This is a genomic window from Candidatus Solincola tengchongensis (genome assembly GCF_015711935.1).
Classification (GTDB): domain Bacteria; phylum Actinomycetota; class Geothermincolia; order Geothermincolales; family RBG-13-55-18; genus Solincola_A; species Solincola_A tengchongensis.
The window spans coordinates 1-22,674 of sequence record NZ_JACVJJ010000054.1 but is presented as its reverse complement, the minus strand read 5'-3'; the positions used below and the strand labels follow the sequence as shown (position 1 = coordinate 22,674).

Annotated in this window: 10 protein-coding genes; all 10 read left to right on the top strand. The window is 63.1% G+C overall.

The genetic code is table 11. The annotated features are described in order from the left end of the window. Positions 1 to 72 precede the first annotated feature (72 nt). The 10 genes from H7007_RS04570 (at position 73) to pyk (ending at position 22,142) form a co-directional block, all read left to right on the top strand. On the top strand, positions 73 to 3,078 hold the full coding sequence (locus tag H7007_RS04570; RefSeq protein WP_287153427.1) for a hypothetical protein: 3,006 nt from the start codon (positions 73 to 75) through the stop codon (positions 3,076 to 3,078). Between the two features lie 32 nt (positions 3,079 to 3,110). After that, positions 3,111 to 6,008, top strand: a complete 2,898-nt coding sequence (locus H7007_RS04565; protein WP_287153425.1) for a hypothetical protein — start codon at positions 3,111 to 3,113, stop codon at positions 6,006 to 6,008. A gap of 18 nt (positions 6,009 to 6,026) precedes the next feature. Continuing rightward, positions 6,027 to 8,951 (top strand): hypothetical protein, encoded by a 2,925-nt coding sequence (locus tag H7007_RS04560; RefSeq protein ID WP_287153423.1) that lies wholly within the window; start codon positions 6,027 to 6,029, stop codon positions 8,949 to 8,951. Between the two features lie 447 nt (positions 8,952 to 9,398). Continuing rightward, on the top strand, positions 9,399 to 11,582 hold the full coding sequence (locus H7007_RS04555; protein ID WP_287153421.1) for a histidine kinase N-terminal 7TM domain-containing protein: 2,184 nt from the start codon (positions 9,399 to 9,401) through the stop codon (positions 11,580 to 11,582). Positions 11,583 to 11,592: 10 nt separating this feature from the next. Beyond that, the gene (locus H7007_RS04550) at positions 11,593 to 12,276 is read left to right on the top strand and encodes a response regulator (protein WP_287153420.1); all 684 of its coding nucleotides are present in this window, start codon (positions 11,593 to 11,595) and stop codon (positions 12,274 to 12,276) included. A gap of 805 nt (positions 12,277 to 13,081) precedes the next feature. Continuing rightward, positions 13,082 to 13,372 carry a hypothetical protein gene (locus tag H7007_RS04545; protein ID WP_287153419.1) on the top strand — a complete coding sequence of 97 codons (291 nt, stop codon included), beginning with the start codon at positions 13,082 to 13,084 and terminating at the stop codon, positions 13,370 to 13,372. A gap of 1,064 nt (positions 13,373 to 14,436) precedes the next feature. Beyond that, entirely contained in the window at positions 14,437 to 16,623 is a 2,187-nt protein-coding gene (locus H7007_RS04540) for a SpoIID/LytB domain-containing protein (RefSeq protein WP_287153418.1), read from the top strand. An 822-nt stretch (positions 16,624 to 17,445) separates the two neighbouring features. Then, positions 17,446 to 18,720, top strand: coding sequence for a phosphopyruvate hydratase (eno, locus tag H7007_RS04535; RefSeq protein ID WP_287153417.1), 1,275 nt, complete (start codon positions 17,446 to 17,448; stop codon positions 18,718 to 18,720). Between the two features lie 706 nt (positions 18,721 to 19,426). Then, entirely contained in the window at positions 19,427 to 20,464 is a 1,038-nt protein-coding gene (locus tag H7007_RS04530; RefSeq protein ID WP_287153415.1) for a TolB-like translocation protein, read from the top strand. Between the two features lie 241 nt (positions 20,465 to 20,705). Then, positions 20,706 to 22,142 (top strand): pyruvate kinase, encoded by a 1,437-nt coding sequence (gene pyk, locus H7007_RS04525; RefSeq protein WP_287153413.1) that lies wholly within the window; start codon positions 20,706 to 20,708, stop codon positions 22,140 to 22,142. Positions 22,143 to 22,674: the final 532 nt, after the last annotated feature.

The following is a 22,674-nucleotide window of genomic DNA, read 5'->3' as shown; positions in this document are numbered from 1 at the left end:
GTGAACGGGGAGAGTCGAGCGGGAGCGGGTGAGAGGGTAGAGGGCTAGGCTGAAGACGGAAGCGAGGCCGGGATGCTCAGGGCTTCAGTCCAGAAGGCGATCAATCAGCTGGTGATCATCGTTCTGGTGGGTACCATCGCCGTCGGTGCCCTCGCCCTTATCCCCTCCCGGAACCCCGCCGGCCCCCTCCTCGGGAAGGTCCTATCCAGTAAAAGTAACCTTTCCGGCCTTTTGGCCAATCTGGACCCGGTTAAGCTGGCAGAGGCCCTCCGGGAGAACCCCAACATGATGAGCGACCTCTTCGCCGAGCTGGGGGAGGAGGGTGCCAAGCTCATTGCCCAGGCGGTCAACGAGAACCAGGAGTTCGTGGCCGCCCTCCTCTCGGAGCTGGACCCGGCGACCCTGGCCGCGGCCCTGAACGACCCCCGCTCCCAGGATTTCACCCTGGCCCTCATGGATTACCTGGACCCCGAGGCCATCGCCTCGGTGGTCAACGCGAGCGGGGATTTCGTCACCGCCCTGGTGGGCTATCTGGACCCCAAGGTGGTCGCGGATGCGGTCAACGCCAACGGGGAATTCCTCACCGCCTCCACCGCGGCAATGGACCCCGCCGTGCTGGCCCAGGCGGTCAACGAGAACGGCGCCTTCGTCACCGCGCTCATAGGTTACCTGGACCCGGCGGTGCTGGCCGGGGCCATGAACGCCAACCCGACCCTGGTGTCCAGCCTCATGGGCTACCTGGACACCGCGGTGGTCGCGGAGGTGGTGAACGCCAACGGAAGCTTCGTCTCCGGGCTCCTACAACACCTCGACCCGCGGGTCCTGACCGCGGGTATGAACGCCCGGTCGACTTTTATATCCCGACTCATGGCCCATCTCAACCCGGCCACCATCGCCTCCGTGCTCAACGCCAACTCCGACTCCACGGCGGATCTTTTAGGCTATCTTTCCGACGACCTGCTCTTGAACGTGCTGGCGGTAACCGCCCACGACGCGGCCTGGATGAACCGCCTACTGGCCGCTCTGGACCCCGCCGTGCTGGCGGCGGCGGCCAACAATTCCTCGCCCTTCACCTCCGGGCTCCTCAAGGCCCTCGACCCGGCCTGGGTGGCGGGCATCGCCAACGCCCACCCGGATTTCGTCTTCCAGGTGATGGACGCAATATCTCCCGAACTGGTGGCCACCATGCTCAACAACGGCACTCTGCTCACCAAGGTGCTCCCGTTGATTGACACGGCGGCCATAGGGGCGGCCCTCGGCGAGCACACAGACCTCGTGACCCGGCTGCTGCCCCTCCTGGATCCGGCGCTGGCGGAGATCACAAACGAGGCTCTCAAGACCAACCCGGCACTGGTGCGGGCGGTACTCTCCAACCTGGATGGGGCGCAGATCGCCTATGCCCTGGCCCAGGCGCCCTCCTTCCTCACCGGTGTGGTGGAGGGGATAGCCCCGGGGACCGTGGCGGCCATGCTCCAGGGCTCCAACCAGAACCCCGACCTGATGATCAACCTGACCAATGCCCTGGACGCGTCGTCCATTGCCCATGCCCTGGACCTCTCGGGAACCTTCGTGCCCACCCTGCTGGCCATCCTGCCCAACAACGTGGCCCAGGCGGCGGCGCAGGCCCTGAACGCCAACCCGGCCCTCCTGGATACCGTGCTCTCTACGGCGGACCCCCAGGTGCTGGCGGGCATACTCAATTCCGGCGCCGCGGACGCCCTCATCGCCGGGCTCATACCCCTTTTGAACGAGGGCATCGCCCAGGCGGCGGCAGAGGGGATCAATGCCGACGCCGCCCAGCCCACCGCCCAGTCCATGATCAAGTCCCTGATCCTGGCCACGGACGCGGAGATACTGGCTGCGGCCATAAACGAGAACCCCGATTTCGTGGCCGGCGTGCTGGCCAACCTGGACGCGGCCGCGGCCCAAGCGGTGGCAGAGGGCATGAACGCCAACCCGGACACGGCGCGCACCGTAGCCCGTTACCTCAACGGGACCACCAGCAAGCGCATAGCGGAGGCCCTTAACCTCAACCCGGGAATCATCAGGCCCCTGGTGGAGAACCTGGCTCCCGAGGTGGGAATGGCCATCGCGGAAGGGCTCAACCAAAACACCAGCGATCTGAGCCTGCAGCTCATGGCCAACCTCAACCAGGCGGTAGGGGTGGAGCTGGCGGCGGGCCTCAACGCCAACCCGGAGCTCATGGAGCAGCTGGTCCCCAACCTCAACGGTTTTGTAGGAAAAGAGGTGGCCGCGGGGCTCAACGAGAACTCCCTCAACCTCAGCCCCTCCTTCCTCGAGACCATGCTCTCCGCCACCACCGCCGATTTCGCTCAGGTGATAGTGGATGTGATGAACACTCCGCCCTACAACATGGACGGCTTCCTGACGCAGCTCATCCTGAACCTCAACGCGGACACAGCCAGGGCGGCCGCACAGGGCCTCAACTCCAATCCTACCCTGGTGGAGTATCTCCTGCGTAACCTGGACGGGGCGGCCACCGCGCAGCAGATGAACGCCAATGCCGACTGGACCATCGCCCTGCTGCAGAACCTGGACCCCCAAGCGCTGGCGGATGCCGTCAACGGCGCCCTGTCCACGGCGGGTGGACGGGCCTTCGTTACCGAGCTGCTGCAGAACCTGGACGGGGCCATCGTGGGCCGGGCCCAGAGCCAGAACCCGCAACTGACCGAGGAACTCCTGAAGCGGGCCGGAGGTTGGGACCCGGACGGCCCGGGGCCGAAGACGCCCATCCATCTAGGTACCACCCTGAAGGACCTCCTGAAGGACGCCCATGCCGGCGATGCGGGGGGCTTCCTCACCGGCCTGATGACCGCCCTGGACCCGGACGTGATGATCAGAGTCATCAACAATTCGGCAGGGATAAAGAACTCCAAAGGCGACTTGAACGACCCGGCCAACCATGGGCCGTATTACGGGGATCCAAGATTGAAATATTCCCCCTTCACCTTCCTGGACGTGACCTGGTTCAAGGTATGGTTGAGGTCGGATCTCCTGGGGACGGAAACGGCCGGATGGAGCAAGATCGAGGGCGACGCTGAGCGGGCCGACTGGTGAGGCGGAAGCGGCGGAGGGGAGTAAAAGTGCTGTTGCGCAAACCGGTTCAGGTAGTGGTAAACCTGGCGGTGATCCTCCTCCTGGTGGGACTGATCGTTGGAGGAGTGGTCATGCTCCTCCCGGTTAAAGGTCCCATGGGTACCATGCTGGGAAAGATGGCCTCCCAGCGCCAGACCCTGGCCGGCATCATCGAGGGTCTTGACCCGTATGAGGTGGCCAGGGCCATCAACGAGAACCCCGAGTTTCTGGCCGCCCTCCTGGCCGAGCTTGAGAACCCGGAGAACCAGCAGGCCACGGCCAAGGCCATCAACGAGCACCCCGACTTCCTGGTGGCCCTGGTCTCGGAGCTGGACCCCAAGCCGGTGGCCATGGCGGTGAACGCCAACGGGGAACTCATCTCCGGCATGCTCCCGCTCCTGGACGTCCAGGTCCTGGCGGACACCGTGAACCGGAGCGCGGACTTCACCGCTTCCCTCCTCCCGGAGCTCGACCCCGAGGTCATCTCCCGGGTGGTCAACGAGAACGGTCCCTTCCTCACCGTTCTGGTCTCTTACCTTGATCCGGCAGTGGTGGCCGCCTCCATGAACGCCAACCCGGGGTTCACCTCCCAGCTCCTCTCCCATCTTGACGCAGCGGTCATCGCCTCGGCGGTGAACGCCAACGGGAGCTGGATCTCCGCCCTTCTCTCCATGCTCGATCCCGCTCCCACCGCCCAGGCCATCAACGGCAACCCGACCTTCGTCTCCAACCTCATGCGCAACCTCAACCCCCGGGTCATCGCCTCGGCGGTGAACGCCAACCGCTCCTTTCTGGTGGGCATGATGCGCTACATGGACCCCCAGGGCCTCATCAACGCCATCAACCAGAACAAGTCCTTCCTCATCGGGGTGGTAAACCGCATGGACCCGAGGGCCTCGGCCAAGATCGCCTCCGATCAGAAGGTACTCACCCGTATCCTCGGGCTCCTCAACCCGGCGCCCATCGCCGCGGCCTTGAACGCCAACGCCGGTTTCCTCAAGGCGGTGATGAACGGTCTTGACCCCAAGGGTATGGCGGCCGCCCTGAACGGCACCGGTGACAACGTGGCGGCGATCATCTCCTACCTGCGTGACGACTACATAACCTACCTGGCCAATGACGAGGATTTCCTTAACCAGGTGATCCCCCTCATCGACCAGTCGGCACTTGCCGGGGCCCTGAACGCCAACGCCGGTTTCGTAGCCGCTCTGGTGGCCGACCTTCCCGCCTCCCTGGGAGGGGCGGCCGCGCTGGGCCTGAACCTGGCGCCGGATTTCATCGAGCGCATGATCGCCTCATCCGACCCCGCTTTCCTGGCCGGGGTGCTGGACAGCGCCGGGAACTTCATGACCGCGCTCCTGGCCAACCTGGACCCGGTGGTGGCCCAGGCGGCGGCACAGGGGGTGAACAGCAACCCGTCACTGGTGGACGCGGCGATCTCCAATCTGGACGTGGACGGACTCCTGGACATCCTGGAGGCCACTACCGGCTTCACCGAGGAGCTCTCCGCCCACCTATCTCCTTTGGCGGCGGCGGGTATCGCCATCGGTTTGAACAACAACATGGATTTCCTGGCCACCCTGATCGGGGAACTGGACGCCCACGGCCTGGCCACCCTGCTCTCCCTGCATCCGGACACCACGCGGGAGCTCTCGTCCTACCTGGATTCCCGTTTCGCCGGAGCGGTGGCGGGCGGTCTTAACGGAGGGGGCACCTTCATTTCCCAGCTCATCTCCTATCTGGATCCGGCGGTCATCGCCCAGGCCCTGGACGTCAACCCCGCCGTGACCAGGGATCTCATCGCCAACCTGGACGGCGATCTGGGAGCGGCCGTGGCGGAGGCCATAAACGATGATCCCTCCTTCCTGGTGGAGGTCCTGGCCAACCTCAATTCCGCCGCCGGCCAGGCCATGGCCGAGGGGACCAACCTGAACACCAGCGGGTTCCTGGAGAACCTGCTCGCCAACCTCGATCAGGGCGTGGCCGCTGCGGCGGGGCAGGCCATAGGCTATGGTGACCCCATGTTCCTGGTCCAACTGGTGGGCAACCTCAAGGCGGACACGGGGATAAGGATGGCCCAGGCATCCAACGCCAACCCGGGCCTCATGCAGGTGATCATGGAGAACCTGGCCCCGGAAACGGCGCGGGCACTGGCCGAGGGCCTGAACCTCAGCGCCACGCAGAATCCGGGGTTCCTCACCAACGTCATCGCCAACCTCGATGCGTCCACCGGGGCCGCCGTGGGACGTGGCCTCAACGCCATGGCCGCCGCCGGGACGGCCTCGGCCCTCTACGTCACCCTGGCCGGCTCGGAGGCGCACACCGTGCAGGCCATCGCCGACGCCCTGGAGGGCAACACCGCCTTCCTGGACGCCATGATAAAGAACCTTGATGCCGCCTCGCTTGCGGCGGGGGTCAACGCAGGCATAGATGCCGCCTCGGGGCCGGTGCCCGGACAGGCCCCGGGATATTTCCTGCGCAACCTCCTGGCCAACCTGGACGCCGCCGTGCTGGACCGGGTTACCGATGAGGCGGGCATGGGCCTGGCCAAGGCTCTCCTAGGCCGGAACCCCAACCCCAGCCTCCTGCGCGGAGACCTTGTGGCCAACGCCCTGGAGGGTGGGCTTGGGAGTCTGGTGGCGGGGATACTATCCGAGCTGGATGCCTACGAGACCTTGCAGACCATGGATGCCGCCATGCCTTACTCGAAACAATTCATGATCGACATGATGGCCACCAATCCGGACCTGGCGGTGGTGCTGGGCGACGCCATAACCAACAGCGTGAATACGGGTGGAGGTCTTTTCCACCACCTGGGGATCGGGGTGCGAATGAGGCTCGTTATCTTGTTTATCCCGGCGGATGTAAAAGGCTGGGGATATATTACCGGCGCGGCGGGAGGAGTCTGGTGACGGGCGGGTGATGGTGTCATGTTCCTGGTGAAGAAGCCCGTGCAGCTGGTGGTCAACTGGGCCGTGGTGGTCCTCCTGGTGGCCTTCCTGGCCCTGGGGGCGGCGATGGTCCTACCCTCCCGGAGCCCCCTCGGCCCGCTCCTGGGCAAGATGGCCTCCGACGTCGACCTCCTCTCCAACATGCTCAAGTACACCGAGCCGAAGGCGGTGGCCGAGGCCCTTAACGAGAACCCGGAGTTCGTCTCCCAGCTCCTCAAGGCCATGGTGGAGGAGGGGACGGTGGCGGTCATCGCCCAGGTGGTCAACGAAAACCCGGACTTCCTCTCCGCGGTCATGCCCTACCTGGACCCGGAGGCCGTGGCCTACGTCGTGAACACCATAGGGGACTTCCTTGTGGGGTTGCTGGACTACCTGGACCCGCAGGTGGTGGCCCGGGCGGTGAACGAGAACGGCGGGTTCCTGGCCGAGTTGCTTGGCTATCTCGATGCGGAAGCGCTTAACGCGGGCATCAACCAGAACGGCCCCTTCCTCTCCGCGGTGATGTCCTTCCTGGACCCGGCGGTGGTGGCCGGCATCATCAACCAGAACGGCCCCTTCCTCACAGCTCTCATGGGGCTCCTGGACCCGGCGGGCACGGCCAGGGTGGTCAACGAGAACGGGGCCTTCCTCTCCGCCTTGGTCTCCTATCTCGACCCCGCGGTCATCGCCCAGGTGGTCAACGAGAACGGGGACATGCTGGCCGCCTCCCTGGACTATATAAATCCGGCGGTGGTGGCCGGCATCATCAACCAGAACGGCCCCTTCCTGGCCTCGGTGATGCGCTATCTAAACCCGGCCGTCCTGGCCGGCGCCCTCAACGCCAACGTCTCCTCCGCGGTGCGGATTGTGCGCTCCATATCTCCGGAGTACCTGGCGGATATACTCAATTCCAGCACCATGCTCACGGCGGCGGCACCCTACATGCAGCCCGTGCCCGTGGCCCGAGCCCTCATGTCGGCCACCGATTTCGTCCACGACCTTATGAACTACCTGGACCCGGCGGTGGTGGCGGACCTCATCAATTCCTCCATCGACCTGGTGAAGAGGTCCACCGATTACGTCGACCCCGGGTTCGTGGCCGACCTCATATCCAACACGGCCATGCTCTCCCGGGTTCTGGGGCTCCTGGACGTGAACGTGCTGGCCAACGTGGCCAACGCCAACCCGGGCATGACCGCCGACCTCCTGCCCTTGCTGGCGCCGGATGTGGGGGCGGGCCTTGCGGCAGGCATTGGGGCCAACCCGGCCCTCATCGTGGAGGCCCTGAAGGCGCTGGATCCGGCCATCGTGACCAACGCCCTCAACGCCCATCCGGAGATCTCCGAGGAACTCTCCAGGCTCCTGCCGCCCTCCCTGGGGGTACCCGTGGCTCAGGGTCTCAACCAGAACCCGAAGTTCATCGGGGCACTCCTGGCTGCCCTGGATCCTGCGCCGGTGGCGGCGGCCCTATCCGCGCATACCGATTTCCTGTACGACCTGCTCTCAGGCATATCGCCTCCGGTGGCCGCGGCCATGGTGGAAGGGTCCAACCGCAACCCCGGTTTTCTGTCCTCCTTGATCTCCCACCTTGACCCGGCGACCGTGGCCGGGGCGGTGAACGCCAACCCGGATTTCCTGCGCACCCTTCTCACCGACCTGCAGGGGAGCCTGGGTACGGCAGCGGCCCAAGGCATGACGCAGGATTTCCTCTCCGCCCTCATCGGGGGCCTCGATCCCGCGGTCATCGCCCAAGCGGTTAACGCCAACCCGGATTTCCTGCGCGGTTTCCTGGCCAACGCCAGCAGCCTGACCGCCGAATACCTTGCCCGCGGGATAAACGCACACGTGGCCACCCATCCGCTGGGACAGGATCTCATATCTGTCCTGGTGACCAACCTGAGCGAGGAGACCGCGGCAGCGCTGGCTCAGGGCATCAACCAGAATGTGGCTGGCAATCCCGCCGACAACTTCCTCACCGGCCTTCTGGCCAATACCACCGGAGCGGTAGGAGTGGCCATGGCACAGGGATTGAACAATAACCCATCCTTCATCCGGGTGCTCATCTCCAACATAGCGCCAGAGGTCGGGGTTGCCGCAGCCTACGCTGTCAACTACTCCTGCCAGCGTGCCCAGTTGGACCCCCAGTACCAATTCCTGCGCAAACTGCTGGCCAACCTGGGTCCCGCGGTGGCCCAGGCATCGGCCGATGGCCTGAGGCTCAACCAGGACCGGGAGGGACTGGTATCCGCCCTTATAACCAACCTCAACGCCGGCCTGGTGGCCCCGCTTATCGCCGCGGCGGTGAACGCCAACGCCGCTTCCCAGACCATGATCCAGGCGGTGGTCTCTCAGCTCGACGCCACCACAGCCCAGACCATCGCCCTGGCTCTAAATGCCAATCCGGACATGACCTCGGTGCTGCTGCAGTCCCTGGACCCGGCTGTGGTGGCCGGGCTGCTCAACGGAAACGCGCCTTTCCTCTCCGCCCTCATCTCCAACCTGGACGGCTCGGTCATCGCCCAAGCGGTCAACGCAGAGTACGCCATGCATCCTGGCAGCTCTCTCCTGGAAAGGCTCCTGCCCCTCATGAACGGTGCCGACCTGGCGGAGCTGCTCAACGATTACGGTTACCAGTTCCTGGTGGATCTTCTGGCCAACCTGGACGGGGCAGCAGTGGCCTCGGCCCTGAACACCTCGGCCGGGGAAGCCTTCCTCACCGAGCTGCTGGCGTTCATGGACCCCGATTTCGTTGTGGACCTGATCAAGGCGGAACCTGACTGGCCAAACGGAGGGGCCGTAAAGGAGCTGGTGGTTCGCATATTCGTATACAGGACGGAATTGATACCTCTTCCTCTTGGTCCGTCACGTTATCGGGTGACCGATGCCGGGATTTTCATTCCTCCCAACTGGCCTCCGTACCCGTGAGATTTTCACGTCGCGACGCGTGACCCCACGAGTTCCTCGGCGATGAGGCACCGACCTTTCGCTCCCTTTTAAGAGAGCGATCGGGATATATATCATGGCCACAGATACCTCCGCTTATCCAAGAGCATCAGACCGTTCCTCTCCTTACCGGACGATCGACGAGAACCTCCTCGACCTCTTTGCCGATAGCCACGTCACGCCGAGCGTCGTACCGACTACCAGCCTTTCGCCATCGATGTCCGGCGGCCGCTAAAACCCATGGAAAATGATGGTAAGAGAATGACTGTTGCTGGAGCGACGCTCCGTTCAATCACCAACCTAAGAATTCCTCCTCGGTGAAAAACCCAGGAACCCGGTTTAGGGATGATGCCATTGGCCTATATCCTAAAATCCTCGCGCTGCAAGCCCTCCGGGTTTATCAGAAAACGAACCTGTTATAATTATCATATGAAAGGTGAACTCTCCCTCTTTATTACCACCGCTTCGGGGCTCTTGAGCCTGGCCATAGGCATCTTCGTCCTCTTCAAGGGTCGCCGCCAGCTGGTGAACATCCTCTTCTTCGGCATGACCGCCTTTCTCGCCCTATGGGCCATGGGTGACGGCATGACCATCTCCTCATCGTCTCTCCAGGCCAAGATCTTTTGGACCCGTTTCCAGGGATTGGGAGAGTTGCCCCTGGTACCCACTTACCTCCTCCTGGCTCTCTATTTCCCACGTACCAGGAGTTTCATGCGGGACTGGAAAAAAGCGGCATCCATCATCTCTCTCCTCTACGCGCCGTTCATCTTGGCCCTCGTTTTTCTCTACTGCACGGGGATAATATATTCGGAGTACTTCCCGGGGACCAACATCCACGGTCTGGAGGTCGCTCGTACGCCCTATTTCTGGTTCCTCACCGTTCTGGGTTTTTCCCAGGTGATATTGGGCATCATCCTCAACTTGCGTGAGAGCCGGCGGAGCGATTCCCTGCATCGCCGGAGGGGCCTCATGTTCCTGGCCTTTGCTCCCTTCCCCATGCTGGCCGCCAATCTGGTGCAGAACCTTAAGTGGAATGAGAGCGTGACCACCCCCCAAGCCAGCCTGCTCTTCGTGGGGTTGCTGGGCTACGGGATCCTGCGCCACGGGCTCTTCCTCGATTTCCGCTCTGCAACGAGAAGAGCTCTGGCCCATGCTCTAGCCCTTGCCATCGACCTCGCCCTATGTGTGCTCCTGCTCTCCATGTTGAGGTATGGGCTGAAGATGAGGTTCTCTTGGAACGGGGTGATTCTCTTCCTGGTATGCGCGGCCCCGTTGTTCATCGCCTACCCGGCGGAGGTGGCTTGGGCAAACAGGTTGCTGTCGCGTCGCCTCTACCGCCGGGAAAGCCGTATGGGCACCGTCTTGGAGGGATTGAGCCGGTCCATTCGTACGGTGAGGGACCCCTACACGCTGGCGGCGGACGTGACCGGGATGGTACGCGAATCCCTGGACCTGGCTTCTTGCGCCCTCATGATTCGGGAGGACGGCGGAGAGAGGTACCGGGTCATCGGGTTCGCTTCCCATCCCGGTCGTGTGGCCCACGAGCACAGGGGGGTGGTGGAATCTGGGATGTTCATGCAGGCCTGGAGCGAGTCCTACACCTTCGAAACCACGAGCGGTGACTTTTCCAGTTATTGGCAGGTAGGTAAGCGCCTCGAGCGCGGCGGATGTCGGCTCGAATACTTGCATCTTGGAGTGTTGCGCATTCACCAGGGGGGAGGTGTGGTTAAGGAGTCCCTCTGGAGGGAGAGAGAGGAAGGGGAGGCCATATCCCTTCCTCTGGAGGTTGGGGGCGAGAGGGTAGGGCTTCTCTGGCTGGGAGGAAAGATGGACGGCTCGCCCTTCAGGGTTGAGGAGCTGGATCAGCTTGTAGCCCTGTCCACCCAAGTGGCCGTAGCCCTCCTCAACGCGCGCCTTATGCAGGAGATCATGGACCGCAGCCGACAGTTACGGGAGCTGGCGCACAAGGTCTCATCCGCTCAAGAAGAGGAGAGGATACGCATCTCCAGGGAGCTGCATGACGGATTGGCCATCTTCTTCCTGGATATCCTCTACGGCCTTGATGTGCTGGAGAGGGACGTCGAGGAAAGCGCTGGTCTTTCCTTCCATTTGGAGGACATAAGGAATCAAGCCCGGCAGGGCTTGAAGGAGCTGCGACGACTCATATCCGACCTACGACCCTCGTCGCTTGAGGTGCTCGGTTTGAGGGACTCTCTGGCTTCCTACCTAGATAGATTCGGCGCCGAGAACGGCCTGGAAGTGAGGTTCGAATGCCGGGGATCCCTCCAGGGGCTGGACGCGCTCTCGGAGATGACACTCTTCCGTGTGGCCCAGGAGGCGCTGGCCAACGTGGCCAAACATGCTCGGGCCAGGAGCGTTCGGCTGTCCTTGAAGGAGGAGAACGGCCAGGTTCAGCTCGAGGTCGAGGACGACGGGACGGGCTTCGCGCTGGAGGACGTGATGACGAGGAGATACACAAAGTCCTGCCTGGGCTTGAAAAGCATGGAGGAGCGCGCCGAGCTGGCCGGCGGACGGCTGACCGTAGACGCCGAACCGGGGAAAGGGACCAGGGTCAGGCTACGCGTCCCCAAGACGGCGGGACGCCCGGCATGAGGAGGTGGGCGTGGAGGAGGAGATCCGGCTGGCGGTGGTCGACGACCACCTCATCGTGCGCATGGGGATCAACAATCTCCTCAAAGGGAGCATCGGAATATACATGGTGGGCGAGGCGGACTGCGGCAGGGCGGCCCTCGAGTTGGCGCGCACCGCACGTCCCGATGTCATGCTCCTGGACGTCAAGCTGCCGGACATGAGCGGGATAGAGGTGATCCGCCGTCTCAAGTCCGATCCGGAGACCTCGGACATCCAGATAGTGGTGCTCACCGTCTACGACGATATCGAGATAGCCTCGGAAGCCATCCGGGCCGGAGCCATGGGTTACATCCTCAAGGACCTCTCCCGGGAGGAGCTTCTGAACGCCATACGCCATGCCTACAAGGGTATGCCCCTGGTCTCCGACAGCGTGGCCCGGAAGCTGGTGAGCACCCTCTTCCGCACCGACACCCTACCGGGGGCACAGCAGGAGGCGGTGGAGAAAGCGGCGGAAGGGGAAGAGCCCGAACTTACGGAGAGGGAATACGAAGTCCTCAGGTTAGTGGCCAAGGGTTACAGCAACAAGGCGGTGGCCCGCGAGCTCTCCATCAGCCTGAGCACCGTGAAGACACACCTCCGCCATATATTCACCAAGCTCGGCGTGGAGGACCGTGCCCAGCTGATCATCAAGGCCATCAAGGAGGGCATCATCTAAACCCGGCATGAAGCGGGGGCGAAATCCGCTCCCGCGTTTATGGGGACGATCCCTACGCCTGCCGTCGTTGTCGCCCGGGGGATGCGTCCTCTTCGGCCTTCGGCACTCCTGCGTCAAGCGGACTGGTCGAGTATAGGCGGTCTTTTAAGGAGGCCGACGTGCATGGATCGTCCGGAGGGTCAGAGAGGGCCTGGGGACTCATTTTCGACCGCGCCTGACATCACCTATGGGCGCTGGGCAGGGTTGAATTGCGGGAGCAGGTGAGGGAACGTTGAACTCCCCGTTTTGTTCGGGTTCATAAAAACGGAATCCAAGTCAGTGGTCCCTTGCGCAGGATGCCGCTTTGGCCGGCATCGAGAACGAGAGGAACGCCGTCCTCCTGGGGTGAGGGAAAGGTCGTAGGGGGGCTCGGGCTCAAGTGAGGTCCGGGGTCTCTGTTGGCATCAGCCTCTTCGCCTTCTCTTATCTTATAAGGGTGGCTGGTGAGGTTCTTGATGTGCCTCAATCCGGCCGGGAAGACGTGAAACGGCTTGCCCGAATGTGGAGCTGCTCTTGCTCAGGTTGAGGGTCACGGTGCCCAGATCCGGAAACGCGTGCGCAGGCGCGGAGACACGGTGGGCAGGCCTGAAAACACGGTGCCCAGGTCCGGAGACAAGGTGCCTGAGAACAGACACATGTGGACAAAGGGGAGAGGAGGTGTTATATTATGCCAATCTCGCATCGATGGCTTCAAAAAAGAGGCTTCGACCTTTATCACCGTTAATTGGCTTTCGTTCTTTATCCATAAAAGGGCGCGGGGTCGGAGATGTCGAACGTCGGGGGATGGGATGAAGGGGAGCTCGCTTCCCTGCAGAGAATAAAGTCCGAGATAACCGATTTCTTCGTCGCCAACCCCTTCCTCCTGGTGAGTGAGGACTGGTTGGCCTCCCTCATATGCAGGCCCGCCCACTTGGTGGAGGTGGGGGTGCGCGAATTGATCGCCGAGGGTGTCCTGAAGAAGCGCGACCGGCATTTCCTGCTGGGCCTGTCCGAGGGGGGCATGGCGCACCCTGATGAGCAGAGGCTGCCGAAAAAGGGCGGAAACGCAACCCCCTGAACCTCGTTGGGCATGTCCTCATGCCTTTCGGCTTACCTGCAGCCAGCTTCTGGTCCAATATCGAAGACCGACTTTCATAAACACATCTCCCCTGGATTCGATGAATGCCGGTGGCTTCGCTTCCTCTGGGGAATATCAACGAATACTTATAGCCAGGATTTCTGTGGGACATGATGCTCTATCGTCTCAGATGGCGCTTTTCGGCTGAAAAAGTAGAGTGACCACCCTGTCATCCTGACAAAGCAAGCAAATCTAAAAGGTAGAACGGTACGATCTCTCTTGCTGTGGGGTATTTCAATTATTGTTGATTGTGATAATCATTGTTAAAATATTCAAAATAAATGATGTCCACCAGAGACGGACAGCTCTTCCGAGAAGGATAGATGCCGGAGGCTCAAGCCCGTTTCCTCTCGCTGGCACCTCCTGGTGAGGGGATGGATGAGGCGGCCGGTAAAAGGTTTTCCTTGGCATACCGATAAAGTACGAAGGCATCGGAGGCTCGGGAGTCCCTCATCCCGGCCCGGGCATGGGCTCTCGTCCCGGCCGGAGATGCTGATTTTCGGATACGGAGAAGGTGGCCGGTAGATGCGGTGCCGCTGGTTTGCGGTCCGGAAGGGACTACGGGATGGCGGAGGCTCGGGAGTCCCTCATCCCGGCCCGGGCATGGGCTCTCGTCCCGGCCGGAGATGCTGATTTTCGGATACGGAGAAGGTGGCCGGTAGATGCGGTGCCGCTGGTTTGCGGTCCGGAAGGGACTACGGGATGGCGGAGGCTCGGGAGTCCCTCATCCCGGCCCGGGCATGGGCTCTCGTCCCGGCCGGAGATGCTGATTTTCGGATACGGAGAAGGTGGCCGGTAGATGCGGTGCCGCTGGTTTGCGGTCCGGAAGGGACTACGGGATGGCGGAGGCTCGGGAGGTCTTTTCCGAACGGCCGGAGAATGGAGATAATGGCGGCGAAAAGCCAGGTGGTCGGGGCCGGGAAATTGCCCATGGGGATTAATAAGGCAAATGGGCGGGAAAGGGGAAGACCGGCTCCGGACTAACCGTGATCTGGGGAGGGAAGATGATACGCGGTTATCGGGTCACCTTGGCCCTGGCGGCTGGGCTCCTTCTGGCCGTCCTGGGAGCGGCGCCCACGCCTGGGCCCGGCGGCGCTCCCGCAGCGGCAGGCGGGGGAAACATCACCTTCATCGGGTACGGGAAGGGCCATGGCGTGGGTATGTGCATGGCCGGCGTCTATTACCGCGCCCTTCGGGGGGAGGAATACCATAACATAATCCGCGCCTATTACACCGGTGTAGGCTTCTCTCGCGTCAGCGATGATACCGTCATCCGGGTCAAGTGCCGCGACGGCGTGGTCCGCCCTTATACACTGCGGGAATATCTTTACCGCCTCCAGGAGGAGCCGGATACCTGGCCGGCGCAGGGCCTGCGCGTGCTGGTGGTGGCCGCGCGCACCTACGTCCTCTCCTGCATAGCCCGGGGCAAGCATGCCGCGGACGGTTACGACATATGCCCCTACGGCAGTTGCTGCCAGGCCTTTAACGAGCAGATCGACCCTGCCACCCGGCCCAACATCGTAGCCGCGGTCAACGCCACCGCGGGGGAGATAATCACTTACAACGGCCAGCCCATCATCGCCGCCTACGACACCTGCTGCGGAGGATACACCGCCGGGCCGGAGGAGGCCTGGGGTGGGAGCCCCGTGCCCTACCTTAGACCGGTCCCGGACGATGCCTGCGCCCCGGACGAGGATCACGACTGGAGAGTCACCATGTCCTGGGAGGAGCTGCAGAACCGCCTCAACTCGCGCTCGGAGACGGCGGTGGGAATCCTCTACGGTGTGGAGGTCGTCTCCCGCTGGACCTCGGGCCGGGTCAAGGAGATACGCGTCTTCGGGAGCGGGGGCAGCAAGACGGTCTCCGGAAGGCTCTTCGCCTCCATAGTGGGCCTGCAGACCCATTTCTTCTACATAGCCTCCCAGAACTTCGACGAGTACCTGCTGCTCCAGAATCCGGGCGAAGAGAGCGCGGAATGCCTGGTGACCTACATGTTGAGCGGCGGAGGGACACTCCAGGAGGAGTGCATCGTGGAGCCGCACAGTAGGCTCACCCTGAAGGTCAACGAGCGGGTGCAGAACGCGGAGGTGTCCGTGAAGGTCACCTCCAACGTCCCGGTGGTGGCGGAAAGGGCCATGTATTTCGATTTCCTGGGCATCGGGCGAAAAGGCGGTCACGCTTCCCTGGGGCTCACCGAACCGCGCTCCCGGTGGTATTTCGCGGAGGGGTTCACGGCGGGTGCTTTCGACACCTTCTTCCTGGTGCAGAACCCCGATTCCACCAGCCCCGCCCATCTCACCGTCTCCTTCCTGGGACAGGGTGGGGAGGTGGATCAGCTCTACTACACCGTGGCACCTTCCTCCCGCATGACCATCTGGATGGACCAGGAGCCCGGCCTCGACCAGGGCGAGTTCACGGCGGAGCTGGAGAGCGACGTCCCCGTGGTGGCCGAACGGGCCGTCTACTTCGGATACCGGGACCTGGCAGGAGGAAGCGTGGCCGAGGGAGCACCGGATCCGCATACCAGGTGGTACTTCGCCGAGGGATACACCGGCGGGGCCTTCGATTCATGGATCCTCCTTGCCAATCCCAACCCTGACGCGGTGACCGCTAGGCTTACCTTCTTCCTCCCCGATGGGTCCACGCGGGAGAGGGAGGTGTCGCTGGCCCCGAGGAGCAGGACCACGATAAGCGTGGACGCCCTGGAAGGCATGGAGAACCGGGAGTTCTCCGCCCTGGTGGAGGCGGGCGCTCCGGTGGTGGCCGAGCGGGCCATGTACTTCAACTACCGGGGAAGAAGAGGGGGGCACGATTCCATGGGGATCAGGGAGCTCTCCAGGACGTGGTACTTCGCCGAGGGTTATACCGGCGGCGACTTTGACACCTGGCTCCTCCTGGCCAACCCCAACCAGGGAGCGGTGAAGGCCACCCTGACCTTCATGCGCGTGGACGGAAGCCGGGTGGAGAGGGAGGTGGAACTGCCGCCGCGTTCCCGGCTGACGGTGCACGTGGATGAGATACCAGGCTTAGAGGATTCCGAGTTTTCTATCCGCGTGACGGCTCTCGGGGAGATAGCCGCTGAGCGGGCCATGTATTTCTCCTACCAGGGAAGGGACGGGGGGAGCTGTTCGCAGGGGGCAGCAGGTCCCGCCCTGGAATGGTATTTCGCCGAGGGTTACACCGGGAGTTGAGGCACGAACACCTCTTCCGGGATCCGGGACCTTGCGGCCGGTGGCTTGAAAATCACCAGTCATGGGAGATCCACTCTCCTCCTCCCCGAGGGACCTTATCTTGTCGAGGTCATGCACACGGAAACGGACTCCCTCGCAAGCGGAGACCATTTCCTTCCACTGGCGTGCGAAAAGCGCGCTGATTTCTAGCCTGAAGAAGACTTGGCAAGGCAGAGGTCATGAACCTCGCAGGGATACTGCGGTCGTTCTTCCATCATTGTCAGGATTTTTCCGACAGCGTCTGGATTTCGCCGCTGTACATCATAGAAGTGGGGTCCTGACTCGCAGATTGGCAATGAACACGCAGCCTCATATCTACCGACCGGGGATCGAGGGGAGAACAGGGTTCGTCGGGTTGGAGAGACCAAAGCTCTGCCATGTTCTCGGAACTTCCTCACAAAGGAAGCGAAGGCGAAGGGCCGGCTTCCTCCCCCGGCATTGCAGGCCAGGGCGGAAAGGTCTTCGCGGCCACCGTCTGCTGCGCCTATCTCGAGATCTCCTCCCCCCAGCAGTGCCGAGCAAGGGTGGAAGACCATGCCGGTCGGCGACTCAAACATCCTCCCCTGTGGCCTTGAGGTGGGTTCTTGTCGGGGCGTCAAGAGTAAGGTCATGAGGGGATCCTTTGCCGCTTCGACAGGGTGGGAGTAAGGCGCCTTCCGGCACCCGAAATGCACAGATGAAGGATATGGCGTGCCCTGCCCAAATTCGACCTTTACCCCATGTCGTATAATCTTCCTGTATGTGGAGCCTGTTTGCAGGTTTGGTCGTCGAGGGGAGGAAAGGATGTTCAGGATAACGGCGATAACGGCGCGCGAGGTGCTCGATTCACGCGGAAATCCCACGGTGGAGGCGGAAGTGCTCCTGGAGGGGGGCGCGAGGGGAAGGGCCATCGTGCCCTCCGGGGCCTCGACGGGGGCCTTCGAGGCCCTGGAGCTTCGTGACGGTGATGGGAGATACGCGGGGAAGGGTGTCCTCAAAGCGGTGAACAACGTCCGCGAGGCCATAGCCCCCCGCCTCGTGGGAGCGGACGCCTCGCGGCAGTGGGATATCGACAGGGCTCTCCTGGAGCTCGACGGGAGCGAGGACAAGTCCGTGCTGGGGGCCAACGCCATCCTCTCCGTCTCCATGGCCTGCGCCGCCGCATGCGCCGAGGCCCTGGGCATGCCCCTCTTCCGCTACCTGGGAGGGGTCTCGGCAAGGGTCCTCCCCGTCCCCATGATGAACATCCTCAACGGGGGAAAGCATGCCGACAACAACGTGGACATCCAGGAGTTCATGATCCTTCCCTGGGGCATGGAGAGCTTCGCCGAGGCCCTGCGTGCCGGGTCGGAGGTCTACCACGCCCTGCGCGGCGTGCTGAAGAGGATGGGCCTGCGAACCGGAGTGGGCGACGAGGGCGGCTTCGCCCCCGATTTGAAGGACAACCGGGCGGCACTGGAGGCCATCACCGAGGCCATAGAGGCTGCGGGATACCGGCCGGGGGAGGAGGTGGCCCTAGCCCTGGACGTGGCGGCGACGGAACTCTTCGAGAACGGCAGATACCGCTTCTCCGGAGAGGGCAAGGAGTTCGAGCCCGGGGAACTGGTTGAATACTACGGGAATTTGATGGATGAATTTCCCATAGTGTTGCTGGAGGACGGCATGGCCGAGGAGGACTGGGAGGGCTGGGCGCAGCTCACCTCTCGCCTGGGGGAGAGGGTGAGGCTGGTGGGGGACGACGTCTTCGTTACCAACCCGAAGCGGCTGCGGAGGGGCATGGAGGAAGGGGTGGCCAACGCCATCCTCATCAAGCTGAATCAGATCGGGACTCTCAGCGAGACGCTGGAGGTCATGCGCCTGGCCGGCGAAGCGGGATACCTGTGCGTGGTCTCCCACCGCTCCGGTGAGACCGAGGACACCACCATCGCCGACCTGGCGGTGGCCACCAACTGCGGCCTGATAAAGACGGGAGCCCCGGCACGGACGGACCGGGTATGCAAGTACAACCGCCTCCTGCGCATCGAGGAGATGCTGGGGGAAGGGGCCATCTACGCCGGGAAGGGAGCCCTCCGCCGCTGAACGCCGTCGGGTATTGATCTGGAAAAGATTCCCATCAAATCACGGCACAGGCGGGAGCCGCTCTTTGCAGGGGAGGCACGGCACCCGCACTTGCGTATCCCGCCCGAGCCTCTCGCGCCGAGGTGGAGAACGGGGTCGCGGAAGGGAGAGCGGTGGGAAGCGCCTTGTGGCTGTTTCCGGGGATGGCCGTCGGGTTTTCCGGTATCTCGTCAGCGGGACCACAGACGATAATCCGGCGCACGCTGCCGGAAGGGCGGACCGGTCGATGGATATGGACAAGGAGCGGGATACAACAGGCGATAGTCGGTAGGCCAGCGGCGAGGGACAAGGGTCGGAGGACGAAGGATACCGGGGACAGGAAGCGGGGGTCAAGGAGGATTGAGGAAGGTAAAAGGGGAGAGGATAAGGAACAAAGAATGGAAGACGGAGGATAAGATACGAAGGGCCGGGCGGGAGGACAAGGCATAAAGCATAAAGATTAATAAAACACAAGGCACAAGGCACAAGACACAAGGCATAAGGCATAAGGCATAAGGGATAAAGGATAAAGGGTAAAGGGTAATAGGTAAAAGGAAAAAGGAAAAAGGAAAAAGGAAAAAGGTAAAAGGTAAAAGGTAAAAGGTAAAAGGTAAAAGGACTGGGCTCAGGGGCGAAGAGCGGGGGAGGTGGCGAGATCTCCAGGCGATTCCTGACCATCATTCTCGTCATGCTGGCCTCCTGCTTCATCCTGGTGGGGCTGAGCTATTATCTACTGAACCTCTTCTCGGCGATGGTGGCGGCCCCACGTACACCGGTTGAGGAGAGGGAGGGCCGGGGCGAGCTCCTCCTCCCTGTCGACGGGGAGCTTATCTGGATGGAGGCCTCCATGGACGGGCGATACCTGGCGGCCGTGGTCCGTGGGGGGGAGCCCACCGGCGAGCTCCTGGTACTGGACCTGGAGGAAGGGTGCCGGGAAGTATGGAGGAGGAAGGTCCGGGGGGACCGTGCGCACTGGGCGGGACACGGGATGTTCCTGGTCTTCGAGGACGGCGGGGACATCCTGGCCCTGAACCTCGAACACCAACCTCCGGAAGTGGTCGAGGTGGCGGCGGGACCGGGATACGACGAAGACCCCCTGCCCTCTCCCGACGGCAGGCGGGTCCTTTACAAGTCCACCGCCGGGAAGGGCGGGGGAGAGGAGTTCATGGTGGCGCGTCTTGATGAAAGCGAGGAGCCGTTGGCGCTCGGTCCGGGTGAGGAACCCGCGGCCTGGGACCCCACGAGCACGTGCCTTGTCTGCGTGGTTCCGACGGACGGTTCGGTGGCCGGGGAAGGTGCGAAGACAATGTTCCAGGAAGCGGACGTCCGCAGCGGGGCCTGGGTGGACCGCTACGTTTGCGCAGAGGAGGCGCGCTACCTCTGGTGGCCGGAAACCGGCGCTTTCCTCTACGTAGCCCCGTATACCCGTGGCGGGGAGACGCGAGCCGTGTGGTTCGAGGTGAGGCCGTCGGGGGAGGAGAAGAAGAGGTTTTCCACGGACGGGCTGGAGGCGGGCTTCTCTTCGCGGCTCTTTAGCCCGGAAAGAGGGGGAACGCGCCTGGCCTACCCGGGGCTCAAAGGCCTGGAGATACTGGACATCCGCCGCGGGGTCATCGTGCGTTATCCTCAGGCGGCGGCTCCCGGTGTGCCGCTGGCTTGGAGGGAGGATGCGGATGAGATATTGTGGTGGGAGGCCGGCGGAATCTATCGACTGAGCCTGGATTGACGCGCTCGGCGGTCTTTGTCGCGGCGGACATCACAGGGAGGACGGGGCGTCCTGGGTTGCTGCCCTGTCCACCGTCTCCGCTCCCGGCGGGTCCGTGGATATGGGGCGGCCACAGGCGCGGTTCTCAAGTATCTTGCCCCGGCTCGTCGCCCCTTGCGGTGAGCGCGGGCGGGAGCCGTCCATATAGTGACTGCGGTGGAGGGTTTACGCTGGTCAACCCCTCATCCACGAGGTGGAGAGCATGAGGCGGGAGTACAAGACCAAGATAGTGGTCACCGTTGGCCCGGCTTGCCGGGACGTGGAGACTCTCATGCGTATGATGGAGGCGGGTATGGACGCGGCGCGCCTCAACGCCTCCCATGCCGACCATGAGGTCCTCAGGGAGGAGGTCCTGGCGGTGAGGGAGGCCTCGCGGATGGCAGGGAAAGATGTGGCCGTCATCCTGGACCTCCAGGGGCCCAAGCTGCGCATAGGCGATTTTGGAGAGGGGTCGGTCGTCCTCCGGGAGGGGGGGACCTTCCGGCTCACCACCCGTACCCGGCCGGGTGATGAGGAGGGCGTGAGCGTGGGTCTCCCCTGGCTCCCGTCGGCGCTCAAACCCGGGGATGCCATCCTCCTCGACGATGGGGCCATCGTGCTGCGGGTGGAGGAGGTGGCCGGCGAGGAGGTCGCCTGCCGGGTCCTCAAGGGGGGCATCTTGAGCTCCCGCAAAGGGATGAACGTTCCGGGCGTGGAGCTACCCCTCCCATCTCTCACCGAGAAGGACCTCTACGACCTGCGCCTTGGCCTTGAGCTCGGGGTTGACTGGGTGGCCCTCTCCTTCGTGCGTTCCGCGAAGGACGTGGAGGCCTTGCGCCGCGCTTTGGGGGACCTGGGCGGTGAGCTACCGGTAGTGGCCAAGATAGAGAAGAGGGAGGCGGTGGAGAACCTGGAGGAGATCGTGGACGCCGCCGACGGGGTGATGGTGGCCCGCGGCGACCTCGGCGTGGAGATGCCCCTCGAGGACGTCCCCCTCCTGCAAAAGCGCATAATAAGGGCTGCCGCGCGACATGGAAAACCCTCCATAACCGCCACCCAGATGCTGCAGAGCATGATCGATTCTCCCACCCCCACCCGCGCCGAGGTCACCGATGTGGCCAACGCGGTCTTTGACGGCACCGACGCGGTGATGCTCTCCGGGGAGACGGCGGTGGGCAAGCATCCACTCCGCGCGGTGGAGACCATGATGCGCATCGTGGGCAAAGCGGAGGAGGAGCTGCCCTACGGCGCGTGGCTTCAGGAGCGGCGGGGCTGGATAGGCTCCGGCACGGTGGAGGCGGTGTGCATGGCCGCCTGCGAGCTGGCCCTCCAGGTGGGTGCCGCGGTCATCGTCGCCCCTACGGAGTCCGGTTTCACCGCCCGCCAGATGAGCCGTTTCCGCCCCCGCCAGCCCATCCTCGCCCCCACTCCCGACATCCGGGTGGCCCGCCGCCTGGCCCTCTACTGGGGCGTTCAACCCCGCCTTCTGGAGGTCAAGGGAAGCGTGGAGGAGGTCTTCGCCGCGGCGAGGGCCCTGGCACGCCGTGAGGGGTACACGGAGGCGGGGGAGGCGGTGGTCATCACCGCCGGGCTGAAGTACGGGGGAGCCGAGGCCCTGCCCACCACCAACACCATAAGCTGCGTGACAGAGGTCGAATGAGCCCCGGCCCGGGAAAAGCGCGCCGTCATCCCTGGAGCCGCCATCCCGGAAGGTCTCGAGCGCGCCCTTACATCCGTTACGAGAGGCCCGATGGAAGAGGGGAAAACGCGGGGTATAAGGTCCGGGCGAGGGCCGCGATCTCGTCTCGCCCCGCTCGGCGTGCGGGTTGTTAACGGGAGCCGGGTGCGGCGAGACAAACCCACAATCCTATACAAAATCCCACGCTTGAAGATGAAGGGCCCCATTACATCTCACGGAGAGGGGCAAGAACCGTCGGATTCCTCTCCCGTATAGCAACCCGAGGAAGGAAGGGCAAGATTTGACCCGGGGTGCTTGCCCTCACTCCCTCAAGATGATTCCGTGTTCGATCGTCAAACAGGCTTTACGCCAGAGAGGCGACACGAAGGTAGCGTATAAAGATTTGTGTCTGGACTCTTAGAAAGGCAATAGATAGCCTTCCTCTTGTAAGGAGAGCAACCAAACAAGGAGGAAGGCTATGGCTAAACTCGATAAACATGTCTCAAGGGAAATG